General features: G+C 69.7%; 20 protein-coding genes and 1 tRNA gene. 14 read left to right on the top strand and 7 right to left on the bottom strand.

The window, feature by feature from the left end; translation table 11 throughout:
* Both AB4030_RS02950 and AB4030_RS02955 read right to left on the bottom strand, forming a co-directional pair.
* The coding region (locus AB4030_RS02950) for a hypothetical protein (RefSeq protein ID WP_442277694.1) at positions 1-181 on the bottom strand (181 nt) is incomplete at its 3' end.
* Between the two features lie 54 nt (positions 182-235).
* A complete protein-coding gene (locus tag AB4030_RS02955) occupies positions 236-535 on the bottom strand; it encodes a hypothetical protein (RefSeq protein WP_442277695.1) in 300 nt (99 codons plus the stop codon).
* 256 nt (positions 536-791) lie between these two features.
* On the opposite strand from AB4030_RS02955, the gene AB4030_RS02960 reads away from it, so the two are divergent.
* The 3 genes from AB4030_RS02960 to AB4030_RS02970 all read left to right on the top strand — a co-directional run bounded on the left by AB4030_RS02960 (position 792) and on the right by AB4030_RS02970 (position 3,543).
* A tRNA-Gln gene (locus tag AB4030_RS02960) sits at positions 792-870 on the top strand.
* A 235-nt stretch (positions 871-1,105) separates the two neighbouring features.
* Positions 1,106-2,566 (top strand): bifunctional UDP-N-acetylglucosamine diphosphorylase/glucosamine-1-phosphate N-acetyltransferase GlmU, encoded by a 1,461-nt coding sequence (glmU, locus tag AB4030_RS02965; protein WP_442277696.1) that lies wholly within the window; start codon positions 1,106-1,108, stop codon positions 2,564-2,566.
* Positions 2,563-3,543: a ribose-phosphate diphosphokinase gene (locus tag AB4030_RS02970; protein WP_442277697.1), complete on the top strand. Its 981-nt coding sequence runs from the start codon at positions 2,563-2,565 to the stop codon at positions 3,541-3,543. The genes glmU and AB4030_RS02970 overlap by 4 nt, the downstream gene beginning before the upstream one ends.
* A 171-nt stretch (positions 3,544-3,714) precedes the next feature.
* On the opposite strand, the gene AB4030_RS02975 is transcribed toward AB4030_RS02970, so the two are convergent.
* Positions 3,715-4,275 carry a CGNR zinc finger domain-containing protein gene (locus AB4030_RS02975; protein WP_442277698.1) on the bottom strand — a complete coding sequence of 187 codons (561 nt, stop codon included), beginning with the start codon at positions 4,273-4,275 and terminating at the stop codon, positions 3,715-3,717.
* A 108-nt stretch (positions 4,276-4,383) separates the two neighbouring features.
* On the opposite strand from AB4030_RS02975, the gene AB4030_RS02980 reads away from it, so the two are divergent.
* The 10 genes from AB4030_RS02980 (at position 4,384) to AB4030_RS03025 (ending at position 15,556) form a co-directional block, all read left to right on the top strand.
* Positions 4,384-5,448, top strand: coding sequence for an EamA family transporter (locus tag AB4030_RS02980; protein ID WP_442277699.1), 1,065 nt, complete (start codon positions 4,384-4,386; stop codon positions 5,446-5,448).
* A gap of 264 nt (positions 5,449-5,712) precedes the next feature.
* Positions 5,713-6,393, top strand: coding sequence for a 50S ribosomal protein L25/general stress protein Ctc (locus tag AB4030_RS02985; protein WP_442277700.1), 681 nt, complete (start codon positions 5,713-5,715; stop codon positions 6,391-6,393).
* Positions 6,394-6,515: 122 nt separating this feature from the next.
* Complete coding sequence (pth, locus tag AB4030_RS02990) at positions 6,516-7,109, top strand: aminoacyl-tRNA hydrolase (protein WP_442277924.1); 594 nt, start codon at positions 6,516-6,518, stop codon at positions 7,107-7,109.
* 312 nt (positions 7,110-7,421) lie between these two features.
* The gene (locus tag AB4030_RS02995) at positions 7,422-8,252 is read left to right on the top strand and encodes a 3'(2'),5'-bisphosphate nucleotidase CysQ (protein WP_442277701.1); all 831 of its coding nucleotides are present in this window, start codon (positions 7,422-7,424) and stop codon (positions 8,250-8,252) included.
* A gap of 65 nt (positions 8,253-8,317) precedes the next feature.
* A complete protein-coding gene (gene cysD, locus AB4030_RS03000; RefSeq protein ID WP_442277925.1) occupies positions 8,318-9,163 on the top strand; it encodes a sulfate adenylyltransferase subunit CysD in 846 nt (281 codons plus the stop codon).
* A 4-nt stretch (positions 9,164-9,167) separates the two neighbouring features.
* Entirely contained in the window at positions 9,168-10,424 is a 1,257-nt protein-coding gene (cysN, locus tag AB4030_RS03005; RefSeq protein WP_442277702.1) for a sulfate adenylyltransferase subunit CysN, read from the top strand.
* A gap of 131 nt (positions 10,425-10,555) precedes the next feature.
* Positions 10,556-11,644: a glycosyltransferase family 4 protein gene (locus AB4030_RS03010; RefSeq protein WP_442277926.1), complete on the top strand. Its 1,089-nt coding sequence runs from the start codon at positions 10,556-10,558 to the stop codon at positions 11,642-11,644.
* Positions 11,641-13,068, top strand: a complete 1,428-nt coding sequence (cysC, locus tag AB4030_RS03015; RefSeq protein WP_442277703.1) for an adenylyl-sulfate kinase — start codon at positions 11,641-11,643, stop codon at positions 13,066-13,068. The genes AB4030_RS03010 and cysC overlap by 4 nt, the downstream gene beginning before the upstream one ends.
* Positions 13,065-14,039 (top strand): sulfite exporter TauE/SafE family protein, encoded by a 975-nt coding sequence (locus tag AB4030_RS03020; RefSeq protein WP_442277704.1) that lies wholly within the window; start codon positions 13,065-13,067, stop codon positions 14,037-14,039. Before cysC ends, AB4030_RS03020 begins: the two co-directional genes overlap by 4 nt.
* Before the next feature lie 14 nt (positions 14,040-14,053).
* Positions 14,054-15,556 (top strand): oligosaccharide flippase family protein, encoded by a 1,503-nt coding sequence (locus tag AB4030_RS03025; RefSeq protein ID WP_442277705.1) that lies wholly within the window; start codon positions 14,054-14,056, stop codon positions 15,554-15,556.
* Positions 15,557-15,643: 87 nt separating this feature from the next.
* Here AB4030_RS03025 and AB4030_RS03030 read toward each other — a convergent pair whose 3' ends face one another.
* The 4 genes from AB4030_RS03030 to AB4030_RS03045 form a co-directional block, all read right to left on the bottom strand.
* Entirely contained in the window at positions 15,644-16,414 is a 771-nt protein-coding gene (locus AB4030_RS03030) for a sulfotransferase family protein (protein WP_442277706.1), read from the bottom strand.
* Entirely contained in the window at positions 16,407-17,552 is a 1,146-nt protein-coding gene (locus AB4030_RS03035; protein WP_442277707.1) for a hypothetical protein, read from the bottom strand. The genes AB4030_RS03030 and AB4030_RS03035 overlap by 8 nt, the downstream gene beginning before the upstream one ends.
* A 76-nt stretch (positions 17,553-17,628) precedes the next feature.
* Positions 17,629-18,573 (bottom strand): sulfotransferase domain-containing protein, encoded by a 945-nt coding sequence (locus tag AB4030_RS03040; protein ID WP_442277708.1) that lies wholly within the window; start codon positions 18,571-18,573, stop codon positions 17,629-17,631.
* Between the two features lie 229 nt (positions 18,574-18,802).
* Positions 18,803-18,967 (bottom strand): hypothetical protein, encoded by a 165-nt coding sequence (locus AB4030_RS03045; protein WP_442277709.1) that lies wholly within the window; start codon positions 18,965-18,967, stop codon positions 18,803-18,805.
* A 28-nt stretch (positions 18,968-18,995) separates the two neighbouring features.
* Here AB4030_RS03045 and AB4030_RS03050 point away from each other — a divergent pair, with 28 nt between their 5' ends.
* Positions 18,996-19,442: a hypothetical protein gene (locus AB4030_RS03050; protein WP_442277710.1), complete on the top strand. Its 447-nt coding sequence runs from the start codon at positions 18,996-18,998 to the stop codon at positions 19,440-19,442.
* Positions 19,443-19,741: the final 299 nt, after the last annotated feature.

The raw sequence follows: 19,741 nt of genomic DNA on the forward strand, positions 1-19,741 counted from the left end.
CCCCCGCGGCCGTGGTGGTCACCGCCGGCCCGGCTGTCGCGCCGCCACCGGCCGCTGCCGCGCCGGCCTCGTCCGCATCGGGACCGGCAGCGGCCCCAGGAGCGGCCGCACTGGCAGCCGCCGCACCGGCACCTGCCGCGCCCGCACCGCCGCCCTCCCCGACCGACCTCCTGCAGCTCATCGACCTCACCCCGGCCCTGCCCGGTGCGGGCAGTGTCGTGGCGTCGCCCGCGGCTCAGTCCGCTCCTGCGGACACCACGGCTTCGACGGGCACCGGCTCGGCCGCCGTGCCGCCGTCGACGACCACGGCTCCGACCGACCCGGCCACGACGAACCCGACCACGACGACCCCGACCACGACAGGCTCAGCGCCCGTTGGCGCCGCGACCGGAGCTCCTGCCGGCTCGGCGACAGCTGCCGAGAACGACCTCTCGGTGACGACTCCGACGACGACGCCCTCGCCGGTGCCCGTCCCGCCCGCCGCTGCCCCCGCCGCCGTGGAACCCGCTCCGGCCGCTCCGACGTCGGCGGACACCTCTCCGGCTGACCCGGCGCAGGTGGCCCCGGTCGACCCGACGCCCGCACCTGCCCCTGCTCCCGTCCAGACTCCGGCCGGGCCGGCGCCTGCCCCCACCGCCGACCCGACACCCGCATCGCCCTCGGCCGACGCGGTCGCGCCGGCGTCCGACCCCTCCGGTGGGCTTCAGGCCGCGGCTGCGCCGAGCTCGCCCTGACCGTCCCGCGCCAGATCCGCCGCGCCGCTGCACTACCCTGTGCTCGTCCCTCGACGATCCCCGGTTGGTCTGCCGGCAGGGCCCGCCTGACTTTGAATCAGGACAAGCGACGCAGGTTCGACTCCTGCCCGGGGAGCAGTCGCACGCCGAGCGGGGCCCGCGATGTCCACGCGGCCCGCTCGGCGGCATACGCACCCTCGGGCGGCGTACGCGAGGTGCAACTCCGTGTGGAGGGGATCACGGTGGAGCCCGGGGCGGGACGGCGACCCCAGCCCCACGGGTAGCATGGCCGAGGCGCACCCCGGCGCCGACGTCGGCCGGGGTCGTACGCACCCGAGTGCACCCCGATCCACCCAAAGGAGCTGCGCCCTGTGAGCGATCGACGGCCCACCGCCGTGATCGTCCTCGCCGCCGGTGAGGGCACACGCATGAAGTCAACGACCCCCAAGGTCCTCCACACGATCGGCGGCCGCAGTCTCGTGGCCCATGCGATCCGCGCGGCCCGGGGCACGAGCCCGCAGCACCTCGCCGTCGTCGTGCGTCACGAGCGCGACCGCGTCGCAGAGCACGTGAGGCAGGTCGACCCCGAGGCGGTCGTCGCCGACCAGGACGACGTCAAGGGGACCGGCCGCGCCGTCGAGTGCGCCCTCGACGCGCTGCCCGCCGACCTGTCCGGCACCGTGGTCGTCACGTACGGCGACGTCCCGCTGCTGACGAGCGAGACGCTCGAGGGACTCGTCGCGGCGCACCACGAGTCCAGCAGCGCCGTCAGCGTGATCACCGCGACGCTCGAGGACCCGACGGGCTACGGCCGCGTCATCCGTGAGGCCGACGGCTCGGTCGTCGCGATCGTCGAGCAGAAGGACGCCGACGAGCACCAGCGGGCCATCCGTGAGGTCAACAGCGGGTTGTATGCGTTCGACGCGGCCGTGCTGCGCGACGCACTCGCCGAAGTGGGCACCGACAACGCCCAGGGCGAGAAGTACCTCACCGACGTCATCGCGATCGCGCGCGGCCGGGGGCTCGGCGTGCGCGCCCACCTCGTCGCCGACCTGTGGCAGACCGAGGGTGTCAACGACAAGGTGCAGCTGGCCCGCCTTGGTGCCGAGCTCAACCGCCGCACCGTCGAACAGGCCATGCGCGACGGCGCGATCGTCATCGACCCCGCCACGACGTGGCTCGACGCGGACGTGACGATCGGACCCGACACCGTCGTGCGCCCCAACACCCAGGTCCTCGGCGCCAGCACCATCGGCCGCGACTGTGTCATCGGTCCCGACACGACCCTGACCGACGTCGAGGTCGGCGACGGCGCGAGCGTGGTCCGCACGCAGGCCGAGCTCGCCGAGATCGGGCCCGGCGCCACGGTCGGCCCCTTCTCGTTCCTGCGGCCCGGCACGCGTCTCGGCGCGAAGGGCAAGATCGGCGGCTTCGTCGAGACGAAGAACGCCGTCATCGGGGAGGGCGCCAAGGTGCCGCACCTGACCTACTGCGGCGACGCGACGATCGGCCCGGGCGCCAACATCGGTGCGGGCACGATCTTCGCCAACTACGACGGCGTCACGAAGGGCCACACCGACGTCGGAGCCCACAGCTTCGTCGGCAGCAACTCCGTCATCGTCGCACCACGCACCATCGGTGACGGTGCCTACGTCGCGGCCGGCTCGGCCGTCGTCAGCGACGTGGCACCCGGCCAGCTCGCCGTCACGCGGGCCCAGCAGCGCAACGTCGACGGCTGGGTCGCTCGCCGTCGCGCCGGCACGAAGACGGACGAGGCCGCCCGAGCCGCCCAGCGACAGCCGACCACCGAGACGAAGGACGCGCAAGCATGAGCGGCATCAACAAGGCGACCGAGAAGCACCTGATGGTCTTCTCCGGCCGGGCGCACCCGCAGCTCGCCCAGGAGGTCGCGAAGGCGCTCGGCACCGATCTGGTGCCGACCTCGGCCTACGACTTCGCCAACGGCGAGATCTATGTGCGCTACGAGGAGTCGGTGCGCGGCTCCGACGCCTTCGTCATCCAGAGCCACACCGCTCCGATCAACGAGTGGATCATGGAGCAGCTCATCATGATCGACGCGCTCAAGCGCGCCTCGGCCAAGCGCATCACGGTCGTGCTGCCCTTCTACGGCTACGCCCGGCAGGACAAGAAGCACCGCGGCCGCGAGCCGATCTCGGCGCGCCTCATGGCCGACCTGTTCAAGACGGCCGGGGCCAACCGGCTCATGGCGATCGACCTGCACACCGCGCAGATCCAGGGCTTCTTCGACGGCCCCGTCGACCACCTCATGGCGATGCCGATCCTCGCCGACTACGTCGGCAGGAAGTACGGCCACCTCGACCTCGCCGTCGTGTCACCCGACGCCGGCCGCATCAAGGTCGCCGAGGACTGGAGCTCACGCCTCGGCGGCGCTCCGCTCGCCTTCATCCACAAGACGCGTGACATCAACCGGCCCAACGAGGTCGTTGCGAACCGCGTCGTCGGCGAGATCAAGGGCCGCACCTGCGTGCTCGTCGACGACATGATCGACACCGCCGGCACCATCACCAAGGCGGCCGACGCCCTGATGGACCAGGGCGCTGCGGGCGTCATCATCGCCGCCACGCACGCGATCCTCTCGGGCCCGGCCGTCGACCGCCTCAAGGCGTGCAAGGTCGAGGAGGTCATCGTCACGAACACCCTCCCGATCCCCGACGACCGCCGCTTCGACAAGCTCGAGGTCCTCTCCATCGCGCCGCTCGTCTCGATGGCGATCAAGGAGGTCTTCGAGGACGGTTCCGTGACGAGCCTCTTCGACGGCAGGGCCTGACACACGGGGGGCTTCGCCCCCCGTGGACCCCCCGAAGACCCGCAGGGCTGGGTCCGGCGTGCGCCCCCGAGTGCCCCCGAAAGGCCAGCGGGGTTGGTGGATCGCCAAAGACGGAGGGCGTATGCCGTGGGCTCGGGCCCACGGCATACGCCCTTCGTTCGTGGGGCGGTCTCAGGCGAGGGCGGACCGGCGGGCGCGGTAGGCGGCGGTGTGGGCCCGCGCCGCACACCCGCCCTCGCAGAAGCGACGCGAGCGGTTGCGCGAGAGGTCGACGACGACGTCGTCGCAGTCGGCCGCTTCGCACACGCGGAGCCGGTCGAGCTCGCCCGCCCGCACGACGTCGATGACCGCGATCGCCGCCTCGACGGCCATCCGTCGGGGGAGCGGGGCGTCGGCCGGTGTCGCATGGACGTGCCAGCCGACGCCGTCGTGGTCGACGAGCTGGGGGACGGCGCGGGCCTCGGCGAGCAGCTCGTTGACGAGGTCGACGACGGCGGCCTCGTCAAGCTCCCAGAAGCCGCGCAGCCGGGTGCGCAGCGCGCGGACCCCCTCGAGCTCGGCGGCATCGCGGTCGAAGCGCCCGGTCCAGCCCTGGTCACGGTAGAGCGCCGCAAGCTCGTCGAGGCTCGTCAGGCGGTCGGGGTCGCGGTCGCCGGGCACCGACCCGGGCATCGTGTTGACGAGGGCAGCGGCGGCGGCGAGGGCAACCTCGGTGTCATGGGTGAAAAGCATGTTGACTCCTGACGGCGGCGGTCGCTACTGTCATGAGTGTAATCAGTTTTGATACTGACATCAGGCAGGGCGGGGGCGAGCCCGCCGGCCGGAGCAACGAGGACTGTCATGGCGGAGCGCATCCGGGTCGGAACGTCCGTGGTGGCTCCGGCCACCGGAAGTGGCGACGCGGCGCCGACGGCGCCGACGGCCCTGCCGGCCTCGCCCGTCCGACGGAATCGGCCGGTCCGGCACCCGCTCGTCGGACTGGGGGTCGCGCTCGCGTCGGCCGCGGCGTTCGCCACGTCGGGCGCCTTCGGCAAGTCGCTGCTCGTCGGCGGCTGGTCTCCGGGCGCCGTCGTGACCCTGCGCGTCACCCTGGCGGCCCTCGTGCTGCTCGGTCCGGCGCTGTGGTCGCTCCGCGGTCGGTGGGCGGCCTTGCGGCGCAACGTCTGGGTCGTCATCGGCTACGGCCTGACCGGGGTCGCGGGCTGTCAGCTCGCCTACTTCAACGCGGTGACCCATCTCTCCGTCGGCGTGGCCCTGCTGCTCGAGTACCTCGCCCCCATCCTCATCGTCGGCTGGCTCTGGGCGCGGCACCGGCAGGCCCCGCGCCGCCTGACGCTGGCCGGGGTGGCGCTCGCCGTCGCCGGGCTGTTCCTCGTCCTCGACGTCGTCGGTGGCGCGAGCATCAGCCTCGTCGGTGTCCTCTGGGGCCTGTGCGCCGCCGTCTGCCTCGTCCTCTACTTCCTGCTCGCCGACCACGTCGACGACGACGTGCCGCCGATCGCCCTCGCCGGTGGCGGCCTCGCCGTCGGTGCAGCGGCCCTGGGGCTCGCAGGTCTCGTCGGCGTGCTCGACATGACGCGTGGGGCCACCAGCGTGCCGCTGGGTGGTGTCGTCGTGCAGTGGTGGGTGCCGGTGCTCGTCATCGCCCTCGTGGCTGCGGCGTTCGCCTACGTCACGGGCATCGCGGCGGTGCGCATGCTCGGCGCCAAGGTGGCCTCGTTCGTGGCGCTCACCGAGGTCCTCTTCGCGGTGCTCTTCGCGTGGCTCGTCCTCGCCGAGCTGCCGACGAGCGTCCAGCTGCTCGGTGGGGTGCTCATCGTCGTCGGGCTCGTTGCCGTCCGCGCGGACGAGGCGCGGGCGCTGCCCGGTCCCGACGCGCTCCCGCCCTGCGCCGACCAGCCCTAGCCCACGGATTTCGCTGCCCGGGCGTCCGTCGCGTAAGATCGAGCAGTTGCCTCGGCGAGGGACGGTGCACGGCTGCCACAGCAGGACGTGACGAGGTCCGTGATCGACGCGGTGGCCTGACGTGGAGCTCTCCATGGTCGGGTTCGCCTCTGCGTGCGGACCACATGACCGGACCGCTCCGTCACTGCCGATCACCGCGCGTCGTCCCGCGTCGAGGCCGACCACCCAGAGACCCGCCTCACCCGAGATCCCCAGGAGACTCCTGTGTCTGACACCTCCAAGCTCGTCGCCGAGAAGCGCACCGACTTCGGCAAGGGCGCCGCCCGCAAGATCCGCCGCGCCGGCAACATCCCCGCCGTCATGTACGGCCACGGCACCGACCCCGTGCACATCTCGCTGCCCGGCCACGACACGATGATGGCCCTCAAGCAGGCCAACGCCCTGCTCACCATCGTCATCGACGGCAAGGAGCAGCTCGCCCTCGCCAAGGACGTCCAGCGCGACGCGATCAAGCCGGTCATCGACCACGTCGACCTCGTCGTCGTCCGCAAGGGCGAGAAGGTCACCGTCGACGTCGCCGTGCACCTCGAGGGCGAGGCCGCTCCCGAGACCGTCGTCACGCTCGACCACAACACCCTGCAGATCGAGGCTCCGGCCACGAGCATCCCCGAGAACGTCGTCGTCTCCGTCGAGGGCCTCGAGGCCGGCACGCAGATCCTCGCCGGTGCCGTCGAGCTGCCCGAGGGTGCGACGCTGGTCACCGACCCCGAGGCTCTCGTCGTCAACGTGACGCAGGCCATCTCCGCCGAGGCCCTCGAGGCCGAGCTCGCCGAGGCCGAGGCCGAGGCCGGCATCGAGCGCGAGGAGTCCGAGGAGGAGGCCGCCGCCGAGGGTGCCGAGAGCGCCCCCGCCGAGGGCGCCGAGGCCGAGGGCGACGAGGCCTGAGCCACACCAGGAGTGGCGCGCGTCGCCACCCGATGCGTCTGCGGGTCCCGCTCGAGCTCCGGCTCGGCGGGGCCCGCACCCGCACCCGCCCGACAACGAACTGACCAGTGATCGAGGACCCCATGGACACCTGGCTCGTCGTCGGGCTCGGCAACCCGGGGCCGGAGTATGCCGGCAACCGGCACAACGTCGGCGCGATGACCGTCGAGGAGCTCGCCGGCCGTGACGCCACCGGCGGCCGAGCCTCGTTCAAGGCGCACAAGGCCCGCGCCCGGGTCGCCGAGGTGCGCCTCAAGCTCGCCGGTCCCAAGGTCGTCCTGGCTGTCCCGTCGACCTACATGAACGTCTCCGGCGCTCCGGTCGCGGGCCTCCTGAAGTACTACGACGTCCCCGCCGAGCGCCTCGTCGTCATCCACGACGAGCTCGACATCGACGCCGGTGTCGTCCGCCTCAAGAAGGGCGGCGGTGAGGGCGGGCACAACGGCCTGCGCTCGATCTCGCAGTCGATCGGCACCAAGGACTACCTCCGCGTCCGCCTCGGGATCGGCCGGCCTCCGGGACGCCAGGATCCCGCCGACTTCGTCCTCAAGGACTTCTCCAAGGCCGAGCGCGCGGACGTGCTGCCCTTCCTTCTCGACGACGGGGCCGACGCCGTCGAAGCGCTCATCGAGGTCGGGCTCCTCGACGCCCAACAGCGGTTCCACGCCCCTCGCTGACCTCGAAGGTCCGCCGGATCTCGTTGGGCCTCAGCCGAATTGGTGATCCGAGCGCTGTGGCACGACCGTGCGCCACGTCGCAGCCCCAGGCGAACCATCAGCGGCGCAAACGTGCAAACGGCACCTTTGCGCATTCCCCGGACACGCCTGCGACCCGGTCGTAGCATGAACCCAATGCACGGCGGGGCGCCAACAGGGATCGCCGCCGCAGATGTCGCGGGGGGCCGCTGATCACGCAGACGCCGTCACAGGTGACGGCGGGCGTGACGCCGATCCCACGCGTCCAGAATCGGATGTGCCGGGGGGGTACAGATGAGTTTTTCGGACGGGCGCGAGCATGCCGCGCAACGGGTTTCGACGGCATCGGGGGATGACGACGACCCGCTGGATGATGCGCGACTCGCGCGTCGGCTGGCTGAGTCGGCAGGGCGGGTGCTGCTCGAGCTGCGCCGCGACCAGCCCGACCTCGACCCGTCGGCGCTCAAGGCGGCGGGCGACCAGCGGTCGCAGGAGCACCTGGCCGCGCAGCTGCAGCGACATCGGCCGGCGGACTCGGTGCTGAGCGAGGAGGCGACCGACGACACGACGCGTCTGGACGCAGACCGCGTCTGGATCATCGACCCGTTGGACGGCACGCGTGAGTTCTCCGAGATCCCACGTGAGGACTGGGCCGTCCACGTCGCCCTCTGGGAGGGTGGCGAGCTCGTCGCCGGCGCCGTGGCGCGACCGGCCATGGGTGACACCTTGGCCACCGACGACCCTCCGTCCCTGCCGGCGGCGGTCCAGGGGCCGATCCGGCTCGCTGTCAGCCGAACCCGGCCGCCCGCCTTCGTCTCCGCTCTCGCGGCACGCCTCGGCGCGGAGCTCGTGCCGATGGGGTCGGCAGGAGTCAAGGCCACGGCGGTGCTGGATGGGACCGTCGACGCCTACGTCCACGCCGGGGGCCAGTACGAGTGGGACTCGGCCGCACCGGTAGCGGTGGCCCGCAGCGCTGGTCTGCACGCCAGCCGCATCGACGGTTCGCCCCTTCGCTACAACCAGCCGGACCCACTGCTCCCCGACCTGCTGATCTGCCGCCCGGAGCACGCCGATCTGCTCCTGGCAGCCATGTCCGCCCTGAGAGACGAGGACGATTCGAAGTGACGTCACCAACGCACGACTACCAGCTGAGCCAGCTCGACCTGCTGGAGGCCGAGGCCATCTACATCATGCGAGAGGTGGTCGCCGAGTTCGAGCGGCCGGTGCTGCTGTTCTCGGGCGGCAAGGACTCCATCGTCATGCTGAAGCTGGCCGAGAAGGCCTTCCACCCGGCGCGGATCCCGTTCGCGGTGATGCACGTCGACACGGGCCACAACTTCGACCAGGTGCTCGCCCTGCGGGACAAGCGGGTCGACGAGCTGAAGGTGCAGCTCATCGTCGCCAGCGTCCAGGAGGCGATCGACGCCGGCACGGTGTGCGAGCCGCCGGACGGCACCCGCAACCGCATCCAGACACCCGTGCTGCTCGACGCTCTCGACAAGCACCGGTTCACCGCCATCTTCGGTGGGGCGCGACGCGACGAGGACAAGGCGCGGGCCAAGGAGCGGATCTTCTCCTTCCGTGACGAGTTCGGACAGTGGGACCCGAAGAACCAGCGCCCGGAGCTCTGGAACCTCTACAACGGGCGGATCCACACGGGGGAGAGCATCCGCGTCTTCCCCCTGTCGAACTGGACCGAGCTCGACATCTGGCACTACATCAAGCGCGAGGACATCGAGCTCCCCTCGATCTACTACGCGCACGAGCGCGAGGTGTTCGACCGGGACGGGATGCTGTTCGCGGTCCACGAGACGAAGCAGCCCAAGCCCGGCGAAGAGGTGTTCACCGCGATGGTGCGGTACCGCACTGTCGGCGATGCGAGCCTCACGGCCGCCGTGCGATCCGAGGCCGACACCGTCGACCTCGTCATCGCCGAGGTGGCCTCGACCCGCGTGACCGAGCGCGGCGCGACCCGTGGGGACGACAAGTTCAGTGAAGCGGCCATGGAAGACCGGAAGCGTGAGGGGTACTTCTGAAATGATGGACATCCTGAGGTTCGCCACGGCGGGCTCGGTGGACGACGGCAAGAGCACCTTGATCGGCCGCCTGCTCTACGACACCAAGACCGTGTTCCAGGACCAGATCGAGGCCGTCGAGAAGGTCAGCCACGACCGGGGCGACGACTACGTCGACCTCGCGCTGCTCACCGACGGGCTGCGTGCGGAGCGCGAGCAGGGCATCACGATCGACGTGGCCTACCGCTACTTCGCGACGCCCAACCGCAAGTTCATCATCGCGGACACCCCGGGCCACATCCAGTACACCCGCAACATGGTGACCGGCGCCTCCACCGCTGACCTGGCCCTCGTGCTCGTCGACGCTCGCAAGGGCCTGGTCGAGCAGAGCAGGCGGCACGCCTTCCTGGCCACCCTGTTGCAGGTGCCGCACCTCGTGCTCGTGGTGAACAAGATGGACCTCGTCGACTTCTCCCAGGAGGTCTACGAGAAGATCCGCGACGAGTTCACCCAGTTCGCCGCCAAGCTGCGGGTGCCTGACCTGACCGTCATGCCGGTGTCGGCCCTCAACGGCGACAACGTCGTGACCCGTTCGGAGAACATGCCGTGGTACGACGGGCCGAGCCTGTTGCACCACCTCGAGAACGTCCACGTCGCCAGCGACCGCAACCTCATCGACGTCCGCTTCCCGGTGCAGTACGTCATCCGCCCGCAGTCCGACGCGTGGCACGACTACCGGGGTTACGCCGGGCAGGTGCTCGGCGGCATCCTCAAGAAGGGTGACGAGGTGATGGTGCTGCCGTCGGGCTTCACCAGCAGGATCCTGTCCGTCGAGACCGCTGACGGAGAGGTCGACGAGGCCTACCCGCCGATGTCGGTGACCGTCCGGCTCGAGGACGAGATCGACGTCTCGCGGGGCGACATGATCTGCCGGCCGAACAACCAGCCGACCGTGGCCCAGGATCTCGACGCGATGATCTGCTGGATGGACGAGTCCGCCCCGATGCGTCTCGGAGGCAAGTACTGCATCAAGCACACCACCCGCACCGCTCGAACGATCGTGAAGGCGCTGCAGTACCGCCTCGACGTCAACACCCTGCACCGTGACGAGGAGGCGAACCAGCTGTCGCTCAACGAGATCGGTCGGGTGCGGCTGCGCACGACGGTTCCGCTCATGGCCGACGACTACTCCCGCAACCGCAACACAGGCGGCTTCGTCCTCGTCGACGAGGCGACCAACCGCACCGTCGCCGCCGGCATGATCACCGACAACGTCCGGTGACTCGGCAGCTCGGAGACCTCGAACCCTCCTCGCGCGGTGCGCCAGGAGGTGACGGGGCTGCCGGCGCCGGTGCCCCTGGGTGGCGGCCGCTGACCATCGCGATGGTCGGTCAGAAGGGGCTGCCCGCGACGATGGGTGGGGTCGAGAGACACGTCGAGGAGGTGGGCAGCCGACTGGCATCCCGAGGTCACGAGGTGCTCGTGTTCTGTCGGTCGTCGTACGGCTCGAGCGCACATCAGTCGTATCGCGGCATGACGTTGCTCGAGGCCCCGACGATCGCGACCAAGCACCTCGACGCGATCGTGCACAGTGCTGCCTCGACGTGGGGCGCGCTGGCTCGGCGTGCAGACGTCGTGCACTACCACGCACTCGGTCCGGGCCTGATGACGCCGGTGCCGCGATACCTCTCGCGTGCAGCCGTGGTGATGACGGTGCACGGCCTGGACCACCAGCGGGACAAGTGGGGAGCGCCGGCACGGGCCGTTCTCGGTGCGGCCCACTGGATGAGCGGTCGGGTGCCGAACCGCACCGTGGTGGTCTCCCGTGATCTGGCTGCGCACTACGGTGAGCACTTCCGCAAGACCGTGGCGTGCATCCCCAACGGGGTCACGACTCCCGTGCTCACGGACGCCAGCGACTTCGTTCGATCGATCGGCCTCGTCCCTGATGAGTACGCCTTGTTCGTCGGCCGTCTCGTTCCCGAGAAGCGCCCGGACCTGCTCATCCGGGCCGTGCTGGCGAGCGACTGCATCCGCCAGCTGGCGATCATCGGGGACTCGTCCTTCAGCGATGAGTACAGCCGGCGCCTGCGTGAGCTCGCCGGGGACGACCCGCGGATCGTGTTCGCGGGCTTCGTGGGTGGCGCGCACCTGGAGGAGGTGTTCCAACGCGCCGGCGTCTTCGTGCAGCCCTCCGACCTCGAGGGACTCCCACTGACTCTGCTCGAGGCGATCGCCAACGGTGTCCCGGTGCTGGCGAGCGACATCGCTCCCCACCTCGAGGTCATCGGCTCCGGTTCACCGGCGCACCGGATCTTCACCCGAGGGGACGTCGACTCGCTGCGGACTGCCTTGGAGCAGATGCTCGCCGGCGCCCTGGGGGGATCCGGGGACGACCTGCGGGTCCGCGTCCTCGAGGACTACTCCTGGGACTCCGCAACCGACCAGCTGGAGGACCTCTACCTCCGAGCGGTGGACGGACGGCGGGGGAGAGTCCGGTGACCGTGGTGAGAGCGGTGCCCGTGCGCGTCATGGCGCCGAGAGAGATCCGTGACGTCGAGCTCGTCCTGGACGGCATCCTGCCCAGCGGGCACGTCCTCGGCGGACGGATCGTCAGTGCGCCGCGGCCGTCTGCTCGACCACGGGGGGCGGTCTGCGCCGGGTTGGTGGTGGATCCCGATCTCGCACGTCTGGCCAGTGCCGCAGGATGTCTCACCCTCGTCGACCAGGAACAGACTCCGCTGGCCTCACTGGCGATGATTCGCGCAACGCCCACGGCGGTCGGCAACGACGTCGGCGACGTCGGCGACGTCGGCGACGAGGTGCTGGTGACGGGGACCCTGACGCGCGAACGGCTGCGTGAGAGCGGCGCCGCTCGAGAGCTGGCCGTCGACCTCACGGTGTCCGCGGGTGCCTACGACGGCCTCATCGTGTTCGGCCGACCGGCCCTGACCTCCGACGAACCGCGGCTCACGACGTTCCTGCGCGAGGTCCGTCGCAGCAGTCCTCGAGCTCGGGTACTCGTGGCGGTGCCTGACCAATCGGTCGACACCGCAGGGGTGCCCACACTGCTCATGGCGGAGCTCGCCTCTCGTTCGGTCGATCGGGCCTCCGCCGGAGCGGGCGGTGTGCACGTGGACGTGGCCACCGCGCCGTTGGCGTGGCGTGACCCGGTCAGCGACCCCGCGCTCGTGGCAGCCCTGTCAGCTCACGTGGGCGCTCGCAACGTGCTCGTCCTGAGCGACGATGTCGGGCTCGACGACGCCGCCGCTCGCTGGCGCGACGTGGTGGGACAGCTCGACGACGGAGGCGTCCACCCCGCGGTCCTGCATCCCACCGATCTCGAAGCCCTGAGCCGCTGGCGACCTCCTCGTGCCCGCCGCGGACTGGTCGTGATGTTCACCGGCCTGTCGGGGTCCGGCAAGTCGACCATCGCCCGCTCGTTGGCGGCGAGGATCAGCCAGCAGACGGGCCGCACGGTGTCGCTCCTGGACGGAGACGTCGTGCGGCAGCTCCTGTCGTCCGGGCTGGGCTTCGACCACGAGTCCCGGCTCCTCAACGTCCGGCGTATCGGCTTCGTCGCCACGGAGGTCGCACGTCATGGCGGGCTCGCGATCTGCGCTCCCGTTGCTCCGTACGCGCAGGCCCGAGACGATGTCCGGACGATGGTCGGCGAGGTCGGGGACTTCGTGCTCGTGCACGTCAACACGCCCCTGCAGGAATGCGAGCGCCGCGACCTCAAGGGTCTGTACGCCAAGGCCCGAGCGGGGCTCATCCCGAACTTCACCGGCATCTCCGACCCGTACGAGGCTCCGACGAACGCCGAGATCACGATCGACACGACGGCCGTCTCGAATGCCGCCGCGGTCGAGCGACTCTTCATCTATCTGGCCGGCGGAGGCTGGCTCGAAACGGGGACCCCATGACCATCGACTGGCTCCTGGTCGCAGCCTCTTTCGGGATCGGCGTCGTCGTCGGCCTCACGGGCATGGGTGGTGGCGCGCTGATGACGCCCGTGCTCGTGCTCGTCTTCGGCATACCACCCCTGACCGCCGTGTCGTCCGACCTCGTCGCGGCCGCCGTGATGAAGCCCGTCGGCTCGATCGTTCATCTGCGACGCGGGACCGTGAACCTGTCACTCGTCAAATGGTTGTGTGTCGGGTCGGTGCCGATGGCATTCCTCGGGGTCATGGTCGTCAAGTCGCTGGGGACGGACGCCGTCGTCCAGCAGACCATCCAGGTGGCCCTCGGGGTCGCCCTCCTGATCGCCGCCTTCGGCCTGGCCTTTCGGGCCTACACCAGACTCCTCGAGCGGGCCCGACGCCGCGACGGCCGAGCGGAGCCCCTTCCCCAGGAACGTCCGCAAGTGGAGGTTCGCAGGCTCCCGACGATCCTGGTGGGGGCGGTCGGGGGGCTCGTCGTCGGGATGACGTCGGTGGGCTCGGGTTCCCTCATCATCATCGCCCTGATGGCGCTCTACCCCGTTCTCAAGGCCAGTCAGCTCGTCGGGACGGACCTCGTGCAGGCCGTGCCTCTGGTTGCCGCGGCAGCGGTGGCCCACATCTTCTTCGGCGACTTCCAGCTCGCCCTCACCACCTCGCTGCTCGTCGGCTGTGTCCCCGGGGCCTGGGTGGGGGCCCGGTTGTCCTCGCGGGCTCCGGGAGGGTTCATCCGGCGCGTCCTGGCGTTCGTCCTTCTTGCCTCGGCGCTCAAGCTGCTCGGCCTCGGGACCGCGGCGACCGGCATCGCCCTGCTGGCCGCGTTGCTCGTGGCCCCGACGGTCTGGATGGTCGTCCGTCGCGCCAACGGCTTTCCTGCCCTGGCTCGAAGCCAGCGTCACGCGAAGGCTCGCGCGGCATCCGACGTCGGGAACAACCCCCAGACCGCAGCACGATGAGCACCGGTGCGTCCGTGGAGACATCGACATCGAAGTCGGACCGTCGCGCTGACAGCGACCGGATGGCCCGTGGGGGCGGGCTCAACCTAGCCGGCGCCATCCTGCAGCAGTCGGCCCTCTTCGCCATCGTGACCCTGCTGGCGCACGTCCTCGGCAAGGACGACGTCGGCCGGTATGCCGAGTGCTTCGCGCTGCTCTCCCTGCTCGGCCTCCTGGCGATGGCAGGTTTCCGCTCCGGGCTCACACGTTTCGTCGCGATCCACCTGGCCGACGCGGATGTGTCGCGGCTGCGTGGGACGGTGCGCCTCGGGATGGGGATCACCGCCGCCGGCTCCCTCGCGCTGGCGGTGGCCCTGGGTCTGCTCGCGCCCACCATTGCGCGCGTGATGGGCGATGCCCAGCTGGAGACGGGAGTTCGCCTGGTGGCGCTGACGCTGCCGGCGCACGCGCTGTCGGAGGCAGCGCTGGCAGCCACGCAGGGGTGGCGGAGCCAGAAGGCGTACACGCTCATCGGCCGCATCTTCGACCCGGTCCTACGTCTGGCCCTGACCGTCGCGGCGCTGTGGCTGGGCTATGGGTACCTCGGGGCGATGTGGTCGTTGGTCATCGCGTCGTGGGTGACGGTTCTGCTCGCCCTGGGGGCGCTCTGGTTCCGGATGAAGCACGTGCCGCAGGAGCGAGCCGTCTACACGATCAGGGACATCATGTCGTTCTCGATGATCAGCTGGGCGTCTGCTCTCGCCGCCACCGGCCTGATCTGGGCCGACACCCTGATCCTCGGGGCGATGACCGATGCCGGACAGGTCGGCGTGTACAACGTCGCGACGAGGCTGGTCACGCTGGCGGTCTTCGTCCTGCCGCCGATCACCGCGACCTTCGCCCCCCACATGGCCCACCTGCACCACTCCCAGGACTACGCCGGAGCAGCCCGGGCCTACGGCAGCGCAACCCGCTGGACCCTGCTCCTGTCCATGCCGGCCTTCGTCGTACTGCTCGTCTTCCCCCAGCAGCTGCTCAGAGTCTTCGGCGGCGGGTTCACCGAGGGCGCGATCGTCACGGTCATCCTCGCGTGTGGTCAGCTCGTCGGCGCAGCCGCCGGACCGTGCGGCGTCGTGCTCAACATGTCGGGACGAGTCGGACTGAGCCTCTTCGACAATGCCCTCATCCTCGTCGTCAACATAGGGCTGAACCTGCTCCTCATCCCCCGCTGGGGGATCGTGGGTGCAGCGGCGGCCTGGAGCGCATCGATCATCATCGTCAACGCGGTCAAGGTCATGCAGGCCTGGAGGATCGTCGGCATCCGCGCCGACGGGGCCTCGACCGGCAAGATCGTGCTGGCAGCTCTCCCGGCTGCCGGCGTCGGTGTGCTGGTCAACCACGTCATCGACAGCTGGGTCACGTCCCTCGTCGTCGGTGCGACCGCGTGTGCCGTGGTGTACCTCGCCTTCATCGTGGTCCTGCGACCCCACCCGGAGGACGTGCGTGCCCTGCGCCGCCTCCGCCACCGTCTGTCCTGAGCCTCGAGGGCGCATTGCAGTGCGCAGCACACAGGGAGAGGCGGTTCAGCTCGAACCGCCTCTCCCTGGGTTCGGGCCCGCGTGGGCTCAGTACCCCAGCTCGCGCAGCGTCCTCCTTGAGGTGAACCAGAACAGGCTGCGGACCAGGGGATCCAGCTCAGCGCGGTAGGTCCCCACCCGCGACGCGTACACGCTGCCGTCAGTCCCGGCTTTCTGGTTGCGTGCAGCGAGCTGCCGGTGGTAGCGCTCAGGGACATCGTGCTTCTTGGTCGCGAACTCGAGAACCTCCGGCTCCCAGTCCTCACCGAGCCACTCGAGCAGCGACCGCAGGGTCCGCTCCGTGTCGCCCACGAGGTGGTCGTAGCGGAGCTCGTAGTACGAGCCCGTCGGCAGCGCCAGGCCGGCGCTGCGGGCTGCGCTGATGTAGCGCGGCCACTTCACCGACGACTTGACACTCGACCAGTACCCGAACCGTTTGCGGTGTGAGACCGCCACGTCGCGACCGTCCCGGATCACGTGCACGATCTGCGCGTCTGGAAAGACCTGCAGGAGAAAGGGAATGTGCAACGCGTACCGCGGGCTCTTGTCTGCCCACCGCGTCTTCCCGCGCGAACGGGCGTAGTCGCTCTGGATTCCCTCGAAGAACACGCGGATCCGCCTCAGCCACTCCTCCTGCGAGTAGCCGAACTGTGAGAGCCGCTTCCAGTCCGGCCCGACGATGCGCTCCAGGTCCTCGAGGAAGCGCGTCTCCGGACCGCAGCTGATCTGCGAGTGGGAGTCGAGCATCAGTCGGAGCATCGTCGTGCCGGACCGTTGGCAGCCCACGATGAAGATGGGCTGGTGACTCCCGTCAGACACGGCTCCTCGCCGCCTCAGGCGCAGCCTCCTGCTCGGTGTCACTGAGGATGTCCGGATCGTCGATGCTGCGCGTCCTCGTCGAGCCTGCGACCGGGGATGCGTCGGCGTTGAACGGCTCGTGACCGTTGATGGTGTGGGCGTCGGGCCCCGTGGCGTGCTCGTCGTGCTCAGCAACCACTGCTTCCTCGTCGACCGCTGCTGTCTTCCGTCCGCGCAGACGAGTGGTCACCTCGATCAGCAGAACGAGCAGAACCGCAAGGAACAGGCCGACTCCGATGATGACGGGGAGGGTGGCGACGAGTGTCGCCTTCTTGTCCGCGGGGGTCGCCGGTCCGAGGTAGACGACACCGTCAGACGTGGCGGCCGCCTTGAGCGCCAGCGCATGACGCCACTCTGCCTGGGCCTGCGCCAGGTCGCTGCTCGCCGCGGTCTGGCGTGAGTTGAGGTCGTTGTACTCCGCCAGGATCGGCAGGAACGCCACCAGCTCCTTCTTCGCCGCGGCGATGGGCGCGTCCATGGCCGCAGCACCGATCGCGTTTCCGCTGGCTCGCATGGTGGCCTGCTGCTGCTGCAGGCTCGCGACCTGGCCGAGCTGGGTCTGGTACGCCTTCGGCGGGTCGGCCATCTGGTACTTCGTCGCGAGGGCATCGATCGCCGCATTGGCATCCGTAGCGGACTGCTGGGCCCGATCACGCGTGGCCACCGCCTGGTCAGCACGTACGGTGACCATGTGCTTCAGGGTCTCCTTGGCAGTCGCATTCGCCACAGCCGCGGACAGCTTGCGGTCCCCGCTGGTGAAGGCGACCTGGATGTCGCTGCTGGTTCCGACCTGGGTGACCGCGACGCCATCGGCCTGATCGACAGCGCTCACACCGGTCTGGGTCTGAACGGCCTGTCGCGTCTGCGGGTTCTGTGAGGCAGCAGTGAAGGCGGCGACGAACTGGGCCGTCCCTTGAGGCCCGCTGAAGGGGCTGCCATCGCTGCTGACCAGCGCTCCCGACGACACGGTGGCGGTCGTGGTGTACGAGGCGGGTGCCGAGAGGATGAGGACGGCGGCCGCCAACCCAGCCAGTACGGGCACGGCGACAAGAATCCACCACCGCCGACGGGCGATGCGGAGGTAATCGATGATCTCCATGGTGTTCCTATCTTGGTGAGAAACGATGTCGGTCGACGGTTCGGTCGTCCGTCACGGGTGCGTGCAGGTGGTGGGCTCAGCGGTCGTAGTCCCAGGCGAAGTCGATCCCGGGCATGGCGCGGAGCTGGTCGTTCAAGGGCGTGTAGTAGTCGACGAGACGAGCGAAGGTCGCCGGAGTCATCTCGCCGTAGGGCTTGTTGGCGTTGCGCGGCTCGAGCTGGTCGCTCCGGTGCGGCTCGAGGCCGAGAAACGAGAAGACGCGGTCCATCTGGCCGTGCGGGTCGGCGAACAGGGCCTCGCTCTGGACGACGAGAACCTGCTCGGGTCCGAAGAGGTCGTGGAAGGTCTGCAGCTGCTGGGCGTAGTGTCCGCGGCGGAGGTAGGCGTGGTAGCGCCAGTGGACTGCCGAGTACGCCGGGTCGGCAACGATCCGAGCCTCTTCGCCCTCGAGGCGTGAAGCCTCGAGATCCAAAGCGCGCTCGAAGGATTCGTCTTCGTGCCCGCGCGCCATCTCGTACGCATGATGCGACCAGGCGCGAGCCACGGGATCCCGCAGGCACATGACGATCTTGACATCCGGCAGCGCGTCTCGAATCCGGCGCGGGGAGAGCGGGTGGAACATGTAGTACGGGCTCGACTCCCCGACGAGCCCGAAACTCTCGTCGAGTTTCGGGAACTGCGATGTGTACCAGTGGAATCCACGATCGAAGTTCACATCGAAGTAGTGCGTGCCCTTGCCGGACCTGCTCTGCCCCACCTGGGGATGCAGCGTGATCCACTCGGCGAGCGAGGTCGAGCCTCCTCGTTTGGTACCCACGACCAGGTATCCCGGCAGCAGTCGCTCACCGCGCGAAAGCCGCGCGCGCAGCGGAGCCAGTGTGGCCCCCATTGAACGGCGTGACATCACAATCTCTCCCGGCGCGAGCACGTTCCCCCCATGGTCCTTGTGACCCGGCGCCGCTCGAGCGATTTCGAGCCTAACCGGCGGACTGGCGCTGCACTGGGGATTCGCGAATTCCACGGAAACCTCCAGAAAGGGCACCTCTCGAGAACTGAACGGTTACAGTCCCAGCGGGGCCAGGTCGCGGCATGCACCCCGCCCGACAAGGAAGAAGACCAGTGAGTTGCACCATGACGAGAACGCAAGAACTCACCGCGAGCGCCACAGGGGGCCAGAGTGCCCGGCAGGCCGCTCACGGCCTGGCGGTGTTGGGGGCGGCGGTCTGCGCCCTGGCCGGCTGCACGTCCAGTCAGGGCGTCGCGGCGCCGGTCTCGACAGCAGCCGTCACGAGGACGGAGTCCACGTCGACCACTGCTCCGCTCCCGTCCGTGACCATGTCCAGCAACAAGCCGAGCTCGTCGGTCACAGCGCCGGCGCCGGGTCCGGCGGTCGGCGCGGCCCTGGCGGCGGCCATCGACGACCTCTCGAGCAAGAAGCGCAACGTGGTGTCGCTCGATGGCGCCCGAAAGCAGCTGCAGGCGGGCAACGTCGCACTGGGACAGGCCCGAGCCACAATCACGGCCATTCGGACCGCCGTTTACGGCAGCCCTCGTAATTGCCCGGCAGCCTTGGCGCAGAACGGCATCGGCCGGACCAAGGCCGGCGTGGCCGTCAACAGCGCCAACGCCGTCATCAACGCTCTCGTCTCGCGACGCGCGCAGCTCGCTGCGCTGGCGCAGGCCGCCACGACCGTGGAGCGAGCGGTAACGGCCCAGCGCTCGACGCTCGCATCCATGCCCAACGTCCAGGCTGCCGTGGCCTCAGCTCGATCCACGATCGCGGCGGAGACCGCGGCCACTGACAAGGCCACCCAGTCAGCGGTGTCCTTGCGTGACAATGCAATTCAGGTCAGTGCCAACGGTGCGCAGATCCTGTCCAAGACCTGCTGATCCGACTGCGCGCTGTCGCTCGTCGACCGGGAGCTTCCCGTCCTGCGTCGAGAACGACACTGGGTCGATTCGCTGTGTCGGACCATGAGAAGTATTGTGCCGCAAGCATTTCGACCGTTCCGGTGGCGCGCTCTGCGAACTTGCCCGGGTCACTTCCGTCGTTGCACCACGAGAAGCCGTGACCGCGGGGCATAGTGGACCCGGCAGGAGGTTTCGATCGACCTCACCATGCAGTCACAGGGAAAGCACTCGGGCCAGCATGTCACCATCGCAAATCGCACAGCAGTGGGCGCCAAGAG

Source organism: Terrabacter sp. 2YAF2, assembly GCF_052114705.1.
Taxonomy (GTDB): domain Bacteria; phylum Actinomycetota; class Actinomycetes; order Actinomycetales; family Dermatophilaceae; genus Terrabacter.

What these genes read in the sequence shown, in the direction of transcription:
- AB4030_RS02970 (WP_442277697.1), top strand. Translation starts at nt 2,563, where the DNA reads ATGAGCGGCATCAACAAGGCGACCGAGAAGCACCTGATGGTCTTCTCC.
- AB4030_RS02975 (WP_442277698.1), bottom strand. Translation starts at nt 4,275, where the DNA reads ATGCTTTTCACCCATGACACCGAGGTTGCCCTCGCCGCCGCCGCTGCC.
- AB4030_RS02980 (WP_442277699.1), top strand. Translation starts at nt 4,384, where the DNA reads ATGGCGGAGCGCATCCGGGTCGGAACGTCCGTGGTGGCTCCGGCCACC.
- pth (WP_442277924.1), top strand. Translation starts at nt 6,516, where the DNA reads ATGGACACCTGGCTCGTCGTCGGGCTCGGCAACCCGGGGCCGGAGTAT.
- AB4030_RS02995 (WP_442277701.1), top strand. Translation starts at nt 7,422, where the DNA reads ATGAGTTTTTCGGACGGGCGCGAGCATGCCGCGCAACGGGTTTCGACG.
- cysD (WP_442277925.1), top strand. Translation starts at nt 8,318, where the DNA reads ATGCGAGAGGTGGTCGCCGAGTTCGAGCGGCCGGTGCTGCTGTTCTCG.
- cysN (WP_442277702.1), top strand. Translation starts at nt 9,168, where the DNA reads ATGGACATCCTGAGGTTCGCCACGGCGGGCTCGGTGGACGACGGCAAG.
- AB4030_RS03010 (WP_442277926.1), top strand. Translation starts at nt 10,556, where the DNA reads ATGGGTGGGGTCGAGAGACACGTCGAGGAGGTGGGCAGCCGACTGGCA.
- AB4030_RS03020 (WP_442277704.1), top strand. Translation starts at nt 13,065, where the DNA reads ATGACCATCGACTGGCTCCTGGTCGCAGCCTCTTTCGGGATCGGCGTC.
- AB4030_RS03035 (WP_442277707.1), bottom strand. Translation starts at nt 17,552, where the DNA reads ATGGAGATCATCGATTACCTCCGCATCGCCCGTCGGCGGTGGTGGATT.
- AB4030_RS03045 (WP_442277709.1), bottom strand. Translation starts at nt 18,967, where the DNA reads ATGGCCGCCGCCAGGGCCGCGCCGACCGCCGGACCCGGCGCCGGCGCT.